This is a genomic window from Nocardioides sp. S5 (assembly GCF_017310035.1).
In the GTDB taxonomy this organism is placed as follows: domain Bacteria; phylum Actinomycetota; class Actinomycetes; order Propionibacteriales; family Nocardioidaceae; genus Nocardioides.
Genome location: NZ_CP022296.1, coordinates 3,139,849 through 3,154,005 on the forward strand (window position 1 = coordinate 3,139,849; position 14,157 = coordinate 3,154,005).

Below are 14,157 nucleotides of genomic sequence, written 5' to 3' on the forward strand. Positions count from 1 at the left end.
GTGCCTTCCGGTCGGACAGATCGGGAAGGCACCAGCACACATCGGCGAACCGACACCGGCCCGGGGCGCGGCCCCGTGGCTGTGGACAACGGCCGCTGGGCGTCGCCTGTGGACGGTTGGTGGCCCGCGTCCGGCGGTCAGTCCTTGGGCGGGTCGATCTCCTGCGGCGCGAGCTCCTCCACGTTGACGTCCTTGAAGGTCAGCACCTTGACGTTCTTGGCGAAGCGCGCGGGGCGGTACATGTCCCAGACCCAGGCGTCGGTCATCGACACCTCGAAGAAGACGTCGCCGCTCTCCGAGCGGGCCTTCACGTCGACCTGGTTGCAGAGGTAGAACCGCCGGTCGGTCTCCACGACGTACTTGAAGATCCCCACGACGTCGCGGTACTCGCGATAGAGGGTGAGCTCCATCTCGGTCTCGTACTTCTCGAGATCCTCGGCGCTCATGCGTCCTCCTCCGTCGTGTCGGGCTCCGTGCTGTCCGGCTCCGGTTCGCCACCGGGTGTGGCCGGCGACCCCGGCCCGAGACTAGTGGCCGGATCCAGCGGCAGGTCCGGCGGCGGCTCGAGGCCGGCGGCGCGGCGTACGTTGACGAAGCGCATGCGGTGCACCGGCGAGGGGCCGTGCTCGATCAGGGCGGCCTCGTGCTCGGTGGTGATGTAGCCCTTGTGGGTCGCGAAGTCGTAGGCCGGCCAGTCCTCGTGCAGCTCCACCATCAGACGGTCGCGTGTCACCTTGGCGATGACCGACGCGGCCGCGATGCAGGCGGCGACGCGGTCGCCCTTCCACACCGCCAGGCCCGGCACGCCGAGCCCGTCGACCGGGAAGCCGTCGGTGAGGACGTACGCCGGACGGGTGTCGAGCCGGGCGACCGCGCGGCGCAGCGCCTCGACGTTGGCGACGTGCATGCCGAGCCGGTCGCACTCCTCGTTGTCGATCACCACGACCGACCACGCCAGTGCGCGGCGTACGACCTGGGCATAGACCCGCTCGCGTGCCGCCTCGGTGAGCAGCTTGCTGTCGGCCAGGCCCGGCACGATCCCGGCACGGCCCGGCGGCAGCACGACCGCACCGGCTACCAGCGGTCCGGCGCAGGCTCCGCGCCCGGCCTCGTCGACCCCGGCGATCGGCTCGAGGCCGGCGCGGCGCAACGCACGCTCGTAGCCGTAGAGCCCGGCGTCGCGGCGTACGGTCACGCCGCCCTGCAGGGAGGGGGGCGGCTGGCTCACGACGCGTCCGGGACGTCCTCGAACGTGTCCGGGCGGGGGTTCCAGCGGAAGCGGTCGGCCGGCCAGAGCAGCACGAACACCTTGCCGACGACGAGGTCGACCGGCACGAACTCGTCGCCGGGCACGCACTCGGTCGCGTCGGGGCGGCACATCTTGGCCGAGGAGTCCGCCGACTGGGAGCGGTTGTCGCCCATCACGAAGACGTGTCCCTCGGGGATCGGACCGACCTCCCAGTCCTCGGTGCAGTCCGTCGGCATCGGCCCGGCGCACGACTTCTTGCCGCGCTTGACGTAGGCGCCCTCGTCGAGGGGCTCACCGTTGACCAGGAGCCGGCCCTGGTCGTCGCAGCACTCGATGGTGTCGCCGGCGACGCCGATGACGCGCTTCACCAGGTGCCCGCCGGTCGGGTACAGGCCGATCTTGGCCATCCCCTTCGCGATCGGGTTGGTGGGACCGGCACTGTCCATGGGGGGGAGCCAGCCGCCCGGGTCCTTGAAGACGACCACGTCGCCGCGCTCGGGCTCACCGCCCCAGTAGGACACCTTCTCGATGAGGATCCGGTCGTTGAGGATGAGGCCCGGCTCCATCGACTCCGAGGGGATGTAGAAGGCCTGGACGAAGAACGTCTTGATGACCACCGCCAGCACGAGCGCCACGCTCAGCAGCAGCACGGTCTCCTGCCACAGCGGCAGCTGCTTGCGCTTCGGCTTGCCCGAGCGGGTCACCCCAGAACGCGACGACCGCGGTTCCTCGTCGGTGGAGATCGACGTGGAACCGCGGTCATCAGAAGTCACTCGCAGAGACTAACCAGTCACTGGGCGAAGCCACGCGTCAGGCGCGCAGCCCACCAGCTCACGCCTCGCGGCGCTCCTTGATCTTGGCAGCCTTGCCGCGCAGGTTGCGCAGGTAGTAGAGCTTGGCGCGACGGACGTCACCGCGGGTCACGACCTCGATCTTCTCGAAGATCGGGGAGTTCAGCGGGAAGGTGCGCTCGACGCCGACGCCGAAGGAGACCTTGCGGACGGTGAAGGTGCGGCCGACGCCCGAGCCGTGGATCCGGATCACGACGCCCTGGAACACCTGGACACGCGAGCGGCTGCCCTCGATGACCTTGACGTGGACCTTGATGTTGTCGCCGGCGCGGAAGGCCGGGACGTCGTCACGCTTGAGGGAGTTGCCGAGTTCGGCGATGACATTGGTCATGACGTGCTCCTCGCGAGTGCCACAGGTCAGCCGCGGAATCTTCGGGTGGGTGGATTCGGCTGGTGCTCGACGTGGCCGGCCGGCGCGCCCCCTGTGGCAGGTGCGGTTCGACGGGACCCCGGGGCGGTGCATCTGCGATGCGTCCGGGCGACCCTGGCCTCGAGCGGACCAGTGCAGAAGTCTGCCAGAGCGTGCCGTCAGCGTGAAATCCGCTGACCGGCCCTCTTGGTGAGCACGACGGCGCCGCGCGGGGCCTCGCGGTCCGGCCGGAGCCGGAAGCCGGCCTTCTTGTACATCCGCAGGTTGTCCACCGACCCGGCGCCCGTGAAGAGCACGTAGGTCTGCGCCTCGCGCGGCGCGAGGTCCTCGACCAGCTCCAGCAGCGCGCGGCCCAGGCCACGGCCCTGGAGGTCCGGGGCGACCATGATGCGGCCGATGTCCCACTCGCCGTGGGCGTCGAGGCGGCCCCGGACCGCACCGACCAGCCGCCCCGAGCCCGGGTCGCGCGCGACCATCACGGCCCACTCCCCCAGCCAGCGGCGTACGTCGTCGAGCGACTCGGTGAGCGCCGGGATCTCCACGCCGGGGTTGGCGATGAGCTCCTGGAGCCAGCAGGCCCGCTGGAGGGTGTAGAGCTCGCCGGCGTCGGCCAGGACCGCAGGGCGTACGTCGAGGTCGGCGAGGCCGCGCACGGCGGCGGTCGACGGCAGCAAGTCCGGACGGCGCTCGGCGGTGCGGTGCTCGGCCTGCTCGCGGCGCCACGCCGCGATGCGCCCGTGGTCGCCGGAGAGGAGCACCTCGGGCACCTCGCGACCCTGCCACGAGGCGGGCTTGGTGTAGACGGGGTACTCCAGCAGGCCGTCGGCATGGGACTCCTCGACGAGGGACTCCGCATTGCCCATGAACCCCGGGATGAGCCGTACGACGGCCTCGGTGATCGCCAGCGCCGCGACCTCGCCGCCGTTGAGGACGTAGTCGCCCAGCGACACCTCCCGCACCGTGCCGAGGGTGGCGGCGTGCTCGATGACGCGCTGGTCGATGCCCTCGTAGCGCCCGCAGGCGAACACGAGGTGCTCGTGCGTGCTCAGCTCGTGGGCGAGCTGCTGGGTGAAGGGCTCACCGCTGGGCGTGGTGAAGATGATCGTGGCACCGTGCGCGACGTCGTCGAGCGCGTGGCCCCAGGGCTCGGGCTTCATGACCATCCCGGCGCCGCCGCCGTACGGGGTGTCGTCGACGGTGTGGTGACGGTCGGTGGTCCACTGCCGCAGGTCGTGCACGCCGATGTCGAGCAGGCCCTTGGCGCGCGCCTTGCCGGGCAGGCTGAGCTCGAGGGGGGCGAGGTAGTCGGGGAAGATCGTGACGACGTCGATCCTCACGGTGCGGCGTCCTGCCCGTCGCTGTCGTCGGGGAACGGCGTCACCAGCCCAGGCCGGTCGGCGACGACGATCCGGCCTGCGTCGAGGTCGACCTCCGGCACGAGCGCGGAGACGAAGGGCACGAGCGTGTCGCGCCCGTCGGGGGTGCGCACGGTCAGCAGGTCCTGCGCGGACCCGTGCACGAGGGCCTTCACCTGGCCCAGCAGGGTCCCGTCGAGGTCGACGACGTCGAGGCCCACCAGCTGGTGGTCGTAGTACTCGTCGGGGTCCTCGGGCATGTCGTCGGGCCCGATGGTGGCGTGGAGGACCGTGCCGCGCGCGGCCTCGGCCGCGTTGCGGTCGGCGAGCTCCTCGAAGGTGACCAGGAGGGTGCTCTGGTGCCAGCGGGCGCGGGCGACGGTGAGGCTCGCGGGTCGCCGGTCCGCGCCGGCCGGGGCCTCGGCGCGCAGCGTCGTACCGGGGGCGAAGCGGCGATCGGGCTCGTCGGTGCGGACGTCGAGGGTGACCTCGCCGCGGATGCCGTGGGGCTTGCCGATGCGGCCGACCACGACCTCGATCTCGCCGGGCTGCTTGTCGCTCACGGGGCGAGGCTATCGCTCTCGTCGGGATCCCCGGCCACCCGGGGAACCTCGAGCCTCACCCCCGAAGCTTCGCACCGGAACCTCCAGTTTCCCCGGGTACCCGGGGAACGCGACCGGGTCCACGGACAACCGGAAAATGCCCGTCGGGCGCCACCCCGGCTGGGGTGGCGCCCGACGATCAGTGCGTGCGTACGTCGCTCAGCGGCGGCGGTCGGTGTCGACGAAGTCGACCCGGGCCCCGCCACGGCCCGCGAGGGCCGAGACGACGGTGCGGAAGGCAGTCGCGGTGCGGCCGTTGCGGCCGATCACCTTGCCGAGGTCGTCGGGGTGGACCCGGACCTCGAGGATCGAGCCACGACGCATCTGCTTGTCGCGGACGATGACGTCGTCGGGGTGGTCGACGATGCCACGCACCAGGTGCTCGAGAGCCTCGGCCAGCACGTCGCTCACGCCTCGCTCTTGCCGGCGTCCTCGGCGGTCACCGTCTCGGTGGCCTCCGCGGCGTCGGCAGCACCCTCGGGGGTCTCCGAGGCAGGCACCTCGGCCGGGGCCTCGGTGGTGGCCTCGGCAGCGGCAGGCTCCTCGGTCTTCTTCTCGGCCTTCTTCTTGGTGGTCGTCGCGGCGCCCTTGGGCTCGGCGGCGGCCTCCTTGAGGGCCTCGTTGAAGATGTCGAGCTTGGAGCGCTTGGGCTCCTTCACCTTGAGGGTGCCCTCGGCGCCCGGCAGGCCCTTGAACTTCTGCCAGTCACCGGTGACCTTGAGGATGGCCTCGACGGCCTCGGAGGGCTGCGCGCCCACGCCGAGCCAGTACTGCGCCCGGTCGGAGGTCACCTCGATGAAGGAGGGCTCCTCCTTCGGGTGGTACTTGCCGATCTCCTCGAGCACCCGACCGTCGCGCTTCTTGCGCGAGTCGACGACGACGATGCGGTACTGCGGCACCCGGATCTTGCCCAGGCGCTTCAAACGAATCTTGACGGCCACGTTTGTGGTGTCTCCTCAGGAATTGTCGTGGTTGAGCGACCCTCGCCAGGTGGGGACCGGGTCTGGCCGCTCGATGGGCGCTGCGTCGCACGGATGAGAGGGTCCGGGCGCGCAGGACACGAGGAGGGATTCTGCCAGACGTACGCCGTGGGCCACCAATCGCCCGGGGCTCAGTCCGCGTCGAGGCCGATGAAGGACCGGACCGCGGCTGCGCCGGTGACCTCGACCGGCACGTCGCCGCGGACGAACGCCTCCGGCGTGAGCACCAGGCCCTGGTTGAGCGCGAGCTCGCCCTCGCGCCGCTTGATCCGGCTGACCACGGTCGGCCGGTAGCCCACGTTGCGTGAGACGCCGAGGGAGGCGGGGTTGTCGAGGAACGCGGCGGAGGTGATCTCCTCGAACCCGAGGTGGTCGAAGAGCAGGGCGCACATCGCGCGGCGCATCGCGGTGCCCAGGCCGCGTCCCTGGAACTCGCGGCCGAGCCACGAGCCTGTCTCACCGGTGCGGGTCACCGGGAAGTGCCTGGCCGTGACGCCCTGGCAGCCGATCACCCGGCCCTCGAGCAGGACGGCGAGGTCGAGGCAGAAGTCGTCGGGCGAGAAGGCGGCGCGCTTGCCCCAGTGGTAGGCCGCGGTGTTGCGCGACAGCTGCCCGGACGGGACTGCGGTCCACGGGAAGTAGAACGGCATCTCGCCCGGGTCGTGGATGCCGGCCTCAGCGAGGTCGCACAGCTCGACGATGAGCTCGTCGCTCAGGCCGCGCAGCTCCAGCGGGCCCGCGACCACGCGCAGCGCGAGCGGCGGGAACAGGTCAGCGGTGGTGGTCATGGCTCCATCCCAGCGGCTGGGCGTGCCGCGCACAAATGCAATACCTCTGGGGGGCTGCATGGCCCGAAATGACCACGGATCGCGACCGTTCGTGGAGTTGTCTGGACCAGTGGGTTGGGACACACTCGGGCGCGTACTCCGTCCCCCAACCACACAGGAGCACTCTGATGAACCGCAACCGGCGTATCACCGCCACCCTGCTCGCGACGGCCGCCCTGGCTGCCCCGTCCGCCCTGGCCAGCACGGCCGAGGCCCGGCCCGACAAGCCGGCCAAGACGGTCAAGTCCCAGTCCAAGCAGCTGCTCAAGGACATCGCGGGCAAGGACAAGCGCCTCGCCCGCATGGCCACCAGCAACGCCGTCGAGGGCCTCGCCGACGACACCGAGGCCGAGGTCGTCGCCAACGTGACCGACGCGCGGACGGCCCTGGCCGACCTCGCGACCACGGTCGAGGCCGCGGACAGCACGGTCGACACCCGTGCGGCACGCAAGGAGCTGCGCTCCTTCCGGGTCGAGAACTTCCGCATCGTCGTCAACGTGGTGAAGAAGGTGGAGCGCCTCGAGGAGGCTGCCGCCGCCGACCCCGAGGCCGTCGTGCACCTCGCCGCTGCCGAGGCCGCTGCGCTGGAGATCACCGCCACCAGCACCAAGGCCGACATCCGCGCCGTGCGCGCGCACGTCCAGGCGGCGCAGGCCGAGCTCGAGGGCGACACGGAGACCGAGACCGAGGGCGCCACCGCCTGAGTCCGGCCCTCTCACCGCGACGGGCGGTCCATCTCTGGGGGGATGGGCCGCCCGTCGTCATTTCCGGACGCCGGTCGGGAACGCAACCAGATCGCTTCCCGCGGCGTCTCCTCAGCATGACCACCGCGCCGACCGGGCCGTTGCCGCTGCCGGCCCGCCTCACCGCTCCTCCGCGCCTGACCCAGCGCCACCCGTGGCTGCTGCCCGTCGCGAAGCTCGCCCACCGCACTCGACGGCGTACGCAGTGGGTGCGGGACGGGTGGTCGGGCCGGGTGGCGTGGGCGGCCCGCCGCGACACCGTGGACCTCCCGGTTCGGGTGAAGCAGCACGGCTCACTGCTGCTGCGCGAGCTCGCGCCCGACCAGATGCGGCTCCAGCACAGCAAGGTGACCAACCTCCGCCTCGCCGCCCAGAGGCTGGACGGGATCGTGATCGGGCCCGGCGAGACCTTCTCCTTCAACCGCGTGGTGGGCAACTGCACCCGGCGCAAGGGCTACGTCGACGGGATGAGGCTGGCCGACGGCCTGGCCGAGGCCGGTGTCGGCGGCGGCATCTGCCAGCTGGCCAACCTCGTCCACTGGATGGTGCTGCACTCGCCGCTGACCGTCGTGGAGCGCTCCGAGCACTCCTTCGACCCCTTTCCCGACACCGGGCGGGTGCTGCCCTGGGGCGTGGGCTGCTCGATCGTCTACAACTACGTCGACCTGGTCGTGCGCAACGACACCGCGCACCCGTTCCAGCTGCGGGCCTGGGTCGGCGACCGCTACCTCCATGGCCAGCTGCGCACCGACGAGCCGCCCGTGCACTCCTACGCCGTGGAGGCGCGCGGCGAGCAGTTCCTGCGCCGCGACGACCGGGTCTACCGCCGCAACCAGATCTGGCGACGCGTCCTCGACCGACGCACCGGCGAGCAGGTCGGCAAGGAGCTGGTGAAGAGCAACTGCGCGCTCGTGGTCTACGAGCCCGGGCCGGACGTCGAGGTCATCGACCTCGGCTGACGCCGCGCAGCACCACCGCGGTCGGCGTACGCAGCACCGACAGGTCCGCACGCGGGTCGCGGTCGTAGACCACGAAGTCCGCGGAGGCGCCCTCGGTCAGGCCGTCGACCCCGAGCCACTCGCGGGCACGCCAGCTCGCCGCCCCCAGGGCGTCGTGGGGCGACATCCCGATGCGCACGAGCGCCTCGACCTCGCCCGCGATGTTGCCGTGGCGGCTGATCCCGCCCCCGTCGGAGCCGGCGTAGATCGGCACGCCCGCCTCGTGGGCGGCCATGATCGTTCCGGGCATCCGGGCGTAGAGGTCGGTCATCGTCGAGGCGTAGGCCGGGAACTTCTCCGCACCCGCCGCCGCGTGCTCGGGGAACTTGTCGAGCTGCATGACCGTCGGCACCAGCCTGGTGCCGTGCTCGACCATGACGTCGATGAGGTCCTCGGTGAGGCCCGTGCCGTGCTCGATGCAGTCGATGCCGGCCTCGATCAGACCGGGCAGCACGCCGTGGCCGAAGCAGTGGGCGGTGACCTTGGCCCCCTCGGCGTGGGCGGCGTCGATCGCAGCGGCGAAGGCCTCCGCGGGGAACGACGGGGCGAGGTCGCCCTCGTCGCGGGAGATCCAGTCGCCGACCAGCTTGATCCAGCCGTCGCCGTTGCGCGCCTCCTGCGCGGCGTACGTCGCCAGGTCGGCGGGCTCGACCTCGTGGGCGTAGCCGCGGATGTAGCGCCGCGTCGCGGCGATGTGGCGCCCGCAGCGGATCAGCCGGGGCAGGTCGTCGCGGTCGTGGATCCAACGGGTGTCGGCAGCCGATCCCGCGTCGCGGATGAGGAGCGCTCCCCCGTCGCGGTCGGCGAGCGCCTGCTGCTCGGTGGCCTCGTCGTCGGTCGCCCCGAAGTCGTCGAGCCCGAGGTGGCAGTGCGCGTCGACCAGGCCCGGCACGATCCATCCCTCCGCCACGGTGTCGGCGCCGGGCTGCGGCTCGTAGGTGATCCGACCGTCGACGACGTAGAGGTCGCGGGCCTCTCCGTCGGGCAGGACCGGGCCACGGAAGCGCTGGGCAGTCATGTGACCGACCCTAGTCACGCACCCGCACGGGTGTGGGAGGGGTGGTCCAGACCACTTACCGTCGAACCGATGTCCGGGTGCCGGCCACCTTGTTCCGGGAGGGAACGCGGCACCGGACGACCTGGCCCCCAGCCGGTCGCGACGGGCATCGTCTTGGGAGGAAAAAAGCATGACCAACAACGCACGAAGCATCTCCAGTCGCGTCTCAACGGCGCTCACCACCAGCGTCCTCGCCCTCGTGATGGCCGTGGGCCTCACATCGGTCGGCATCGGAGCGGCCTCCGCCGCGCCGGGCACGCCCTCGCCGAAGACGGTCGTGGGCAAGTCCGACCAGGGGAAGATGACCAGCAAGGTCGTCGGGCGCACGTCCGAGGGCGACAGGGTGAAGGGCACCTTCACCCCGACCCGCTTCGTCGAGCGTGACGGCACGCTCTACGCCAAGGGGTTCCTCGAGGGCAAGATCGTCACGAAGGGTGGCAAGGTCACGAAGTTCAGCGGCATCAAGAAGATGCCGGTCAAGAAGATCAACGGCCAGTCGGCTGCCGGTGCACGTACGTCGGCCCGCGCTGCGGCCTGCGACGTCCTGAACCTCGTGCTCGGCCCGCTCGACCTCAACGTCCTGGGGCTCCAGGTGAGCCTCCAGCGCGTCGTGCTCGACATCGTCGCCGTGTCGGGTGCCGGGCAGCTGCTCGGCAACCTGCTCTGCGCCGTGGCCGGGCTGCTCGACGGTGGCCTGCTCGCCGGCATCCTGGGCCAGCTCACCACCCTGCTCAACCAGATCCTCGGCGCACTGAACCTCGGGGTCTGACCGCACCAGTCACCATCGGTGGCGCCGGCCTGGGGGCGGCGCCACCACCCGGGACCGACGTCGTCTCAGATGCGGTCCAGCAGCCACGACGGGCTGACCACCTGCGCCGGCGACACGTTCGCAGCCAGCGCCCGGTCGGCGGTCACCACGGTGACCCGGGCGCCCGACTCCGCGGCGATGCGCGCCTGCTCGCGGATCTCGCGGTCGCCGTCGCGCGAGGCGTGCACCGTCCTCACGTGCGCATCGCGTCCCGCGCGGACGCCGCCCTTGGCCTGTCCCTCGAGCACCAGCACGATCTCGTCGTACGCCGTGTCGGCGACCAGCAGGCGCTCGTGCAGGCGCCGCGCGGCGCCCGCGCGGTCCTTCCACCAGCCGTCGGGCACGGACCCGACGACGTTCGCGCCATCGACGACCAGGACCGTCACTTGAGGAACTGCGAGAAGTCCTTGGGCAGGTTGAGCTGCTCAGCAGCCTTCTCGTAGTCGACCTCGGCACCGTCGGGGTTGCCGAACGGGTTGCCGGCCTTCTCCGCAGCGGCGGCCTGCTCGGCGGCCTTCTGCTGGGCGGCCTTCGCCGGGTTGCCCGAGACGCGCTTCTTGCCCTTCTTGCCCTTGGCCGGCTGCTTGGCACCGCCGCGCTTGCCGCCGGCGCCGGGCAGTCCCGGCATCCCGGGCATCCCGGGCATCCCGCCCCCGCGGGCCATCGACTCCATCATCTTGCGCGCCTCGAAGAAGCGGTCGACGAGCTGGTTGACGTCGGAGACCTGGCGGCCGGAGCCCTTGGCGATGCGGGCGCGGCGCGAGCCGTCGATGATCTTGGGGTTCTCCCGCTCGGCGGGGGTCATCGACTGGATGATCGCCTGGATGCGGTCGATCTCGCGCTCGTCGAAGTTCTCGAGCTGGTCGCGGAACTGCCCCATGCCCGGGAGCATCCCCATGATCTTGGTCATCGAGCCGAGCTTGCGGATCTGCATCATCTGCTGGAGGAAGTCCTCCAGGGTGAAGCCGCCCTTGGTCGCGAGCTTCTCGGCCGCCTTCATCGACTGCTCGGAGTCGAAGGCCTTCTCCGCCTGCTCGATCAGGGTGAGCATGTCGCCCATGTCGAGGATGCGCGAGGCCATCCGGTCGGGGTGGAAGGTGTCGAAGTCGGTCATCTTCTCGCCGCTGGAGGCGAACATGACGGGCTTGCCGGTGATCGAGCGGATCGACAGGGCCGCACCACCGCGGGCGTCACCGTCGAGCTTGGTGAGCACGACGCCGTCGAAGCCGACGCCGTCGAGGAAGGCCTGCGCGGTGGTGACCGCGTCCTGGCCGATCATCGCGTCGACGACGAAGAGCACCTCGTCGGGCTGCACCGCGTCGCGGATGTCGGCGGCCTGCTGCATCAGGGTCTGGTCGACACCGAGGCGGCCGGCGGTGTCGATGATCACGACGTCGTGGAGCTTGCGGCGGGCCTCCTCGATGGAGGCGCGGGCGACCTCGACGGGGTCGCCGGTGCCGTTGCCGGGCGAGGGCGCGAAGACCGGGACGCCGGCGCGCTCGCCGTTGACCTGGAGCTGCTGCACCGCGTTGGGGCGCTGCAGGTCGGCCGCGACCAGCATGGGGGTCTTGTCCTGCTCCTTGAGCCAGAGCGCGAGCTTGGCCGCGAGCGTCGTCTTGCCGGCACCCTGGAGGCCGGCGAGCATGATGACCGTCGGACCGGACTTGGCGTAGCGCAGCCGGCGGGTCTCGCCGCCGAGGACCGTCACGAGCTCCTCGTGGACGATCTTGATGATCTGCTGGGCCGGGTTGAGCGCCCCGCTGACCTCCTCGGAGCGGGCCCGCTCCTTCACCGCGCCGACGAACTCCTTGACGACCGGCAGGGCGACGTCGGCCTCGAGCAGCGCGATGCGGATCTCGCGCGCGGTCGCGTCGATGTCGGCCTCGGAGAGCCGTCCCTTGCCGCGCAGGTTCTTGAAGGTGTCGGCAAGGCGGTCGGAGAGTGTGGCGAACACGGTGTGGGTCAATCCCTCGCATCGATGGCTGGATCAGGGTGCTACGACGCGCAAGCCTAGCCGCCGGACCCGCCGCGTCCCGCCTCGGCGACGCCCGTGCCGCGAGCCCGGCCGACCGCCGGGCGCTCAACCGCCGAGCGCGGTGCGTACGGCGTGCGCGGCGGCAGCGGCGCGCTCCTCGGTGGGTCGCACCCCCCCGACCTCCTGCACGTAGAACACGTCCACGGCCTGTGGCCCCAGCGTGGAGACGTGCGCGGACGCGACGGTGAGCCCCAGCCGCGCGAGAATGGTGAGCACCCGGTGGACCACCCCGGGGCGGTCGGAGGTGCGGATCTCGAGCACGAGCGAGGCGCGCGAGGCGTCGGGACGCACCTCGACGATCGGCGGCAGCTCGCCGTCCGGACGCGCGCCCAGCTCGGGAAGCTGCTGGCTGCCCTCGACGACCCGCCGGATCCGCTCCCGCACGACCGCGGCGTCGAGGTAGGCGTCGGGCACCTCCCACGCGCTGACGCCCCACTCACCCTCCGCGTCCATCTGCGACCACGCTCGGGCGGCGTGCACGGGCACCCTCAGCGCCGCGAGCCCGCCGGCGACGTCGGCGAGCAGCCCGACCCGGTCGGCGGCGATGACGGTGACGGTCGCACCGACCTCGTGCGGGGCGACGTCGACGGACACGGCGGTGGCGTCACGGCGTACGGCGTCGGGCACGGGCAGCGTCTCGACAGGGACGGCGTGGGCGATCTCCGCACCGAGCGCGGTGCCCGCGCGCGCGACCAGCCGGTCGACGAGCGAGGCCCGCCACGCCGTCCAGGCCGCCGGCGACGCGGCACGGGCGTCGGCCTCGGTGAGGGCGCGCAGCAGCTCGAGGCTGGCGCCGTCGGGCACGTGGGTGAGGAGCTCGGCGGTGGTTGCCGGGTCGTCGGGGTCGCGGGTGGTGGCGAGGGTCGCCAGCAGCAGGTGCCAGCGCACGAGGGAGGCGACCACCTCGGCGTCCAGGTCGGTGAAGCCCATCCGCGCCACGATCTTGCGGGCCAGCGGCTCGCCGGCGACGGAGTGGTCGTGCAGCGAGCCCTTGCCGATGTCGTGGAGCAGCGCCGCGACCAGCAGCAGGTCGGGACGGCGTACGCCCCGGATCAGCGCACCGGCCTCCGCGCAGGTCTCCACGACGTGGCGGTCGACGGTGAAGCGGTGGATCGCCGAGGCGTGCGGCAGGAGCCGGATCTGCTCCCACTCGGGCAGGAAGGTCTCGATGCCGTCGATCTCGTCGAGGGTCTCCCACACCGGCAGCAGGCCGTCACCACTGGCGAGCAGGCGCACCAGGGCGTCGCGCGCGGGGGCCGGCCACGGGACCGGCAGCTCGGCGCCCTCGCGCACCAGGCGGGCCGCGGTCGAGGGCGCCAGCACCAGGTCGCGACCGGCGGCCTCCGCGGCCGCGCGCAGCAGCAGCGTCGGGTCGTCGCCGGGACGGGTGCCCGCATCCAGGACGACCTCGCCACGGGACACCGCGATGCCGGGAGCGATGCGCTCGAGGGCGGGCGTGCGCCGCCCCTTCTCCCCCGTCGCGCGCGCCGTCACCGCGTCCGTACGCCGCCACGCCAGGCGCGAGAGGTGCGCGATCCGGCGTCCGAGCGAGCGCACGTGGCGCTGCGCGGCACCGGCGTCGGCGAGCCCGAGGCGCTGCGCGAGCGGACCCCACATCTCGGGGGCGATCCGATCGCTGGGACGGCCCGCGAGGTCGTGGACCTCGTCGCGGACGTCGAGCAGCATCTGACGTGCCGACTCCAGCGCGGGCGTGGAGGCGTCGACGAGCCAGCTCGTCTCGATCGCCTTGAGCACCCCGGCGTCGCGGAGCCCGCCCTCGGACTCCTTCACGTCCGGCACGGAGGCGTGGGCGAGCTCACCGGTGACGTCGTGGCGCTTGAGGGTCATCGCCCTGAGCTCCGGCAGGCGGGTCCGCGCCTGGCGGCGCCAGTCGGCGAGCATCGTGGTGCGCAGGCGCAGGCTGAGACCGGGGTCGCCGGCGAGGTGGCGGGCGTCGAGCAGCCCTAGCGCGACCCGCAGGTCGGCGGCCGCCTCGACCACCTCGCCCATCGAGCGCACCGAGTGGTCGAGCCGGCGCCCGGAGTCCCAGAGGGGGTACCAGAGCGTGCTGCCGAGCTCACCGAGGTCGACTCCGTCGTCGTGGACGAGCACCACGTCGAGGTCGGAGTGCGGGGCGAGCTCGCCGCGCCCGTAGCCGCCGACCGCGACCAGGGCCACCCCGGTGGCGGGCCCTGCGGAGGCAGCGTATGCCTCCCTGCAGAGCTCGTCGGCCGAGGTGGCCCTGGTCTGTCGCTGCGCCGCGGTCACTGCTGCGATCCCGA

Annotated in this window: 16 protein-coding genes; 3 read left to right on the forward strand and 13 right to left on the reverse strand. The window is 72.0% G+C overall.

Features of this window, described 5'->3' with window-relative positions; genetic code table 11:
• Window positions 1-137: 137 nt before the first annotated feature.
• The 9 genes from CFI00_RS15525 to CFI00_RS15565 form a co-directional block, all read right to left on the reverse strand.
• Window positions 138-446, reverse strand: coding sequence for a DUF2469 domain-containing protein (locus tag CFI00_RS15525; RefSeq protein ID WP_207081985.1), 309 nt, complete (start codon window positions 444-446; stop codon window positions 138-140).
• Window positions 443-1,195 carry a ribonuclease HII gene (locus tag CFI00_RS15530; protein ID WP_207085563.1) on the reverse strand — a complete coding sequence of 251 codons (753 nt, stop codon included), beginning with the start codon at window positions 1,193-1,195 and terminating at the stop codon, window positions 443-445. Before CFI00_RS15530 ends, CFI00_RS15525 begins: the two co-directional genes overlap by 4 nt.
• A 29-nt stretch (window positions 1,196-1,224) precedes the next feature.
• Window positions 1,225-2,022 carry a signal peptidase I gene (gene lepB / locus CFI00_RS15535; protein ID WP_207081986.1) on the reverse strand — a complete coding sequence of 266 codons (798 nt, stop codon included), beginning with the start codon at window positions 2,020-2,022 and terminating at the stop codon, window positions 1,225-1,227.
• 58 nt (window positions 2,023-2,080) lie between these two features.
• Window positions 2,081-2,431, reverse strand: a complete 351-nt coding sequence (gene rplS / locus CFI00_RS15540; protein WP_207081987.1) for a 50S ribosomal protein L19 — start codon at window positions 2,429-2,431, stop codon at window positions 2,081-2,083.
• A 197-nt stretch (window positions 2,432-2,628) separates the two neighbouring features.
• On the reverse strand, window positions 2,629-3,807 hold the full coding sequence (gene trmD / locus CFI00_RS15545; protein ID WP_207081988.1) for a tRNA (guanosine(37)-N1)-methyltransferase TrmD: 1,179 nt from the start codon (window positions 3,805-3,807) through the stop codon (window positions 2,629-2,631).
• Window positions 3,804-4,388: a ribosome maturation factor RimM gene (gene rimM / locus CFI00_RS15550; RefSeq protein WP_242532430.1), complete on the reverse strand. Its 585-nt coding sequence runs from the start codon at window positions 4,386-4,388 to the stop codon at window positions 3,804-3,806. The genes trmD and rimM overlap by 4 nt, the downstream gene beginning before the upstream one ends.
• Window positions 4,389-4,586: 198 nt before the next feature.
• Complete coding sequence (locus CFI00_RS15555; protein WP_121139827.1) at window positions 4,587-4,829, reverse strand: RNA-binding protein; 243 nt, start codon at window positions 4,827-4,829, stop codon at window positions 4,587-4,589.
• Between the two features lie 5 nt (window positions 4,830-4,834).
• Window positions 4,835-5,368, reverse strand: coding sequence for a 30S ribosomal protein S16 (gene rpsP / locus CFI00_RS15560; RefSeq protein ID WP_207081989.1), 534 nt, complete (start codon window positions 5,366-5,368; stop codon window positions 4,835-4,837).
• A gap of 170 nt (window positions 5,369-5,538) precedes the next feature.
• Window positions 5,539-6,195: a GNAT family protein gene (locus tag CFI00_RS15565; protein ID WP_207081990.1), complete on the reverse strand. Its 657-nt coding sequence runs from the start codon at window positions 6,193-6,195 to the stop codon at window positions 5,539-5,541.
• A 167-nt stretch (window positions 6,196-6,362) separates the two neighbouring features.
• On the opposite strand from CFI00_RS15565, the gene CFI00_RS15570 reads away from it, so the two are divergent.
• Both CFI00_RS15570 and CFI00_RS15575 read left to right on the forward strand, forming a co-directional pair.
• Complete coding sequence (locus tag CFI00_RS15570) at window positions 6,363-6,938, forward strand: hypothetical protein (RefSeq protein WP_207081991.1); 576 nt, start codon at window positions 6,363-6,365, stop codon at window positions 6,936-6,938.
• A gap of 116 nt (window positions 6,939-7,054) precedes the next feature.
• Window positions 7,055-7,936: a VanW family protein gene (locus CFI00_RS15575; protein WP_207081992.1), complete on the forward strand. Its 882-nt coding sequence runs from the start codon at window positions 7,055-7,057 to the stop codon at window positions 7,934-7,936.
• On the opposite strand, the gene CFI00_RS15580 is transcribed toward CFI00_RS15575, so the two are convergent.
• A complete protein-coding gene (locus CFI00_RS15580) occupies window positions 7,920-8,993 on the reverse strand; it encodes an amidohydrolase family protein (RefSeq protein WP_207081993.1) in 1,074 nt (357 codons plus the stop codon). The genes CFI00_RS15575 and CFI00_RS15580 overlap by 17 nt on opposite strands.
• A 169-nt stretch (window positions 8,994-9,162) precedes the next feature.
• Between CFI00_RS15580 and CFI00_RS15585 the strand changes: the two genes are divergently transcribed.
• Complete coding sequence (locus tag CFI00_RS15585; RefSeq protein ID WP_207081994.1) at window positions 9,163-9,801, forward strand: hypothetical protein; 639 nt, start codon at window positions 9,163-9,165, stop codon at window positions 9,799-9,801.
• A 65-nt stretch (window positions 9,802-9,866) separates the two neighbouring features.
• On the opposite strand, the gene CFI00_RS15590 is transcribed toward CFI00_RS15585, so the two are convergent.
• From CFI00_RS15590 to CFI00_RS15600, 3 genes are all read right to left on the reverse strand, one after another.
• Entirely contained in the window at window positions 9,867-10,226 is a 360-nt protein-coding gene (locus CFI00_RS15590; RefSeq protein ID WP_207081995.1) for a hypothetical protein, read from the reverse strand.
• Window positions 10,223-11,794 (reverse strand): signal recognition particle protein, encoded by a 1,572-nt coding sequence (gene ffh / locus CFI00_RS15595; RefSeq protein WP_207081996.1) that lies wholly within the window; start codon window positions 11,792-11,794, stop codon window positions 10,223-10,225. Before ffh ends, CFI00_RS15590 begins: the two co-directional genes overlap by 4 nt.
• A gap of 126 nt (window positions 11,795-11,920) precedes the next feature.
• On the reverse strand, window positions 11,921-14,143 hold the full coding sequence (locus CFI00_RS15600; protein ID WP_207081997.1) for a [protein-PII] uridylyltransferase: 2,223 nt from the start codon (window positions 14,141-14,143) through the stop codon (window positions 11,921-11,923).
• Between the last annotated feature and the right edge of the window lie 14 nt (window positions 14,144-14,157).

What these genes read in the sequence shown, in the direction of transcription:
- CFI00_RS15575 (WP_207081992.1), top strand. Translation starts at nt 7,055, where the DNA reads ATGACCACCGCGCCGACCGGGCCGTTGCCGCTGCCGGCCCGCCTCACC.
- CFI00_RS15585 (WP_207081994.1), top strand. Translation starts at nt 9,163, where the DNA reads ATGACCAACAACGCACGAAGCATCTCCAGTCGCGTCTCAACGGCGCTC.
- CFI00_RS15570 (WP_207081991.1), top strand. Translation starts at nt 6,363, where the DNA reads ATGAACCGCAACCGGCGTATCACCGCCACCCTGCTCGCGACGGCCGCC.
- rplS (WP_207081987.1), bottom strand. Translation starts at nt 2,431, where the DNA reads ATGACCAATGTCATCGCCGAACTCGGCAACTCCCTCAAGCGTGACGAC.
- CFI00_RS15580 (WP_207081993.1), bottom strand. Translation starts at nt 8,993, where the DNA reads ATGACTGCCCAGCGCTTCCGTGGCCCGGTCCTGCCCGACGGAGAGGCC.
- CFI00_RS15565 (WP_207081990.1), bottom strand. Translation starts at nt 6,195, where the DNA reads ATGACCACCACCGCTGACCTGTTCCCGCCGCTCGCGCTGCGCGTGGTC.
- CFI00_RS15525 (WP_207081985.1), bottom strand. Translation starts at nt 446, where the DNA reads ATGAGCGCCGAGGATCTCGAGAAGTACGAGACCGAGATGGAGCTCACC.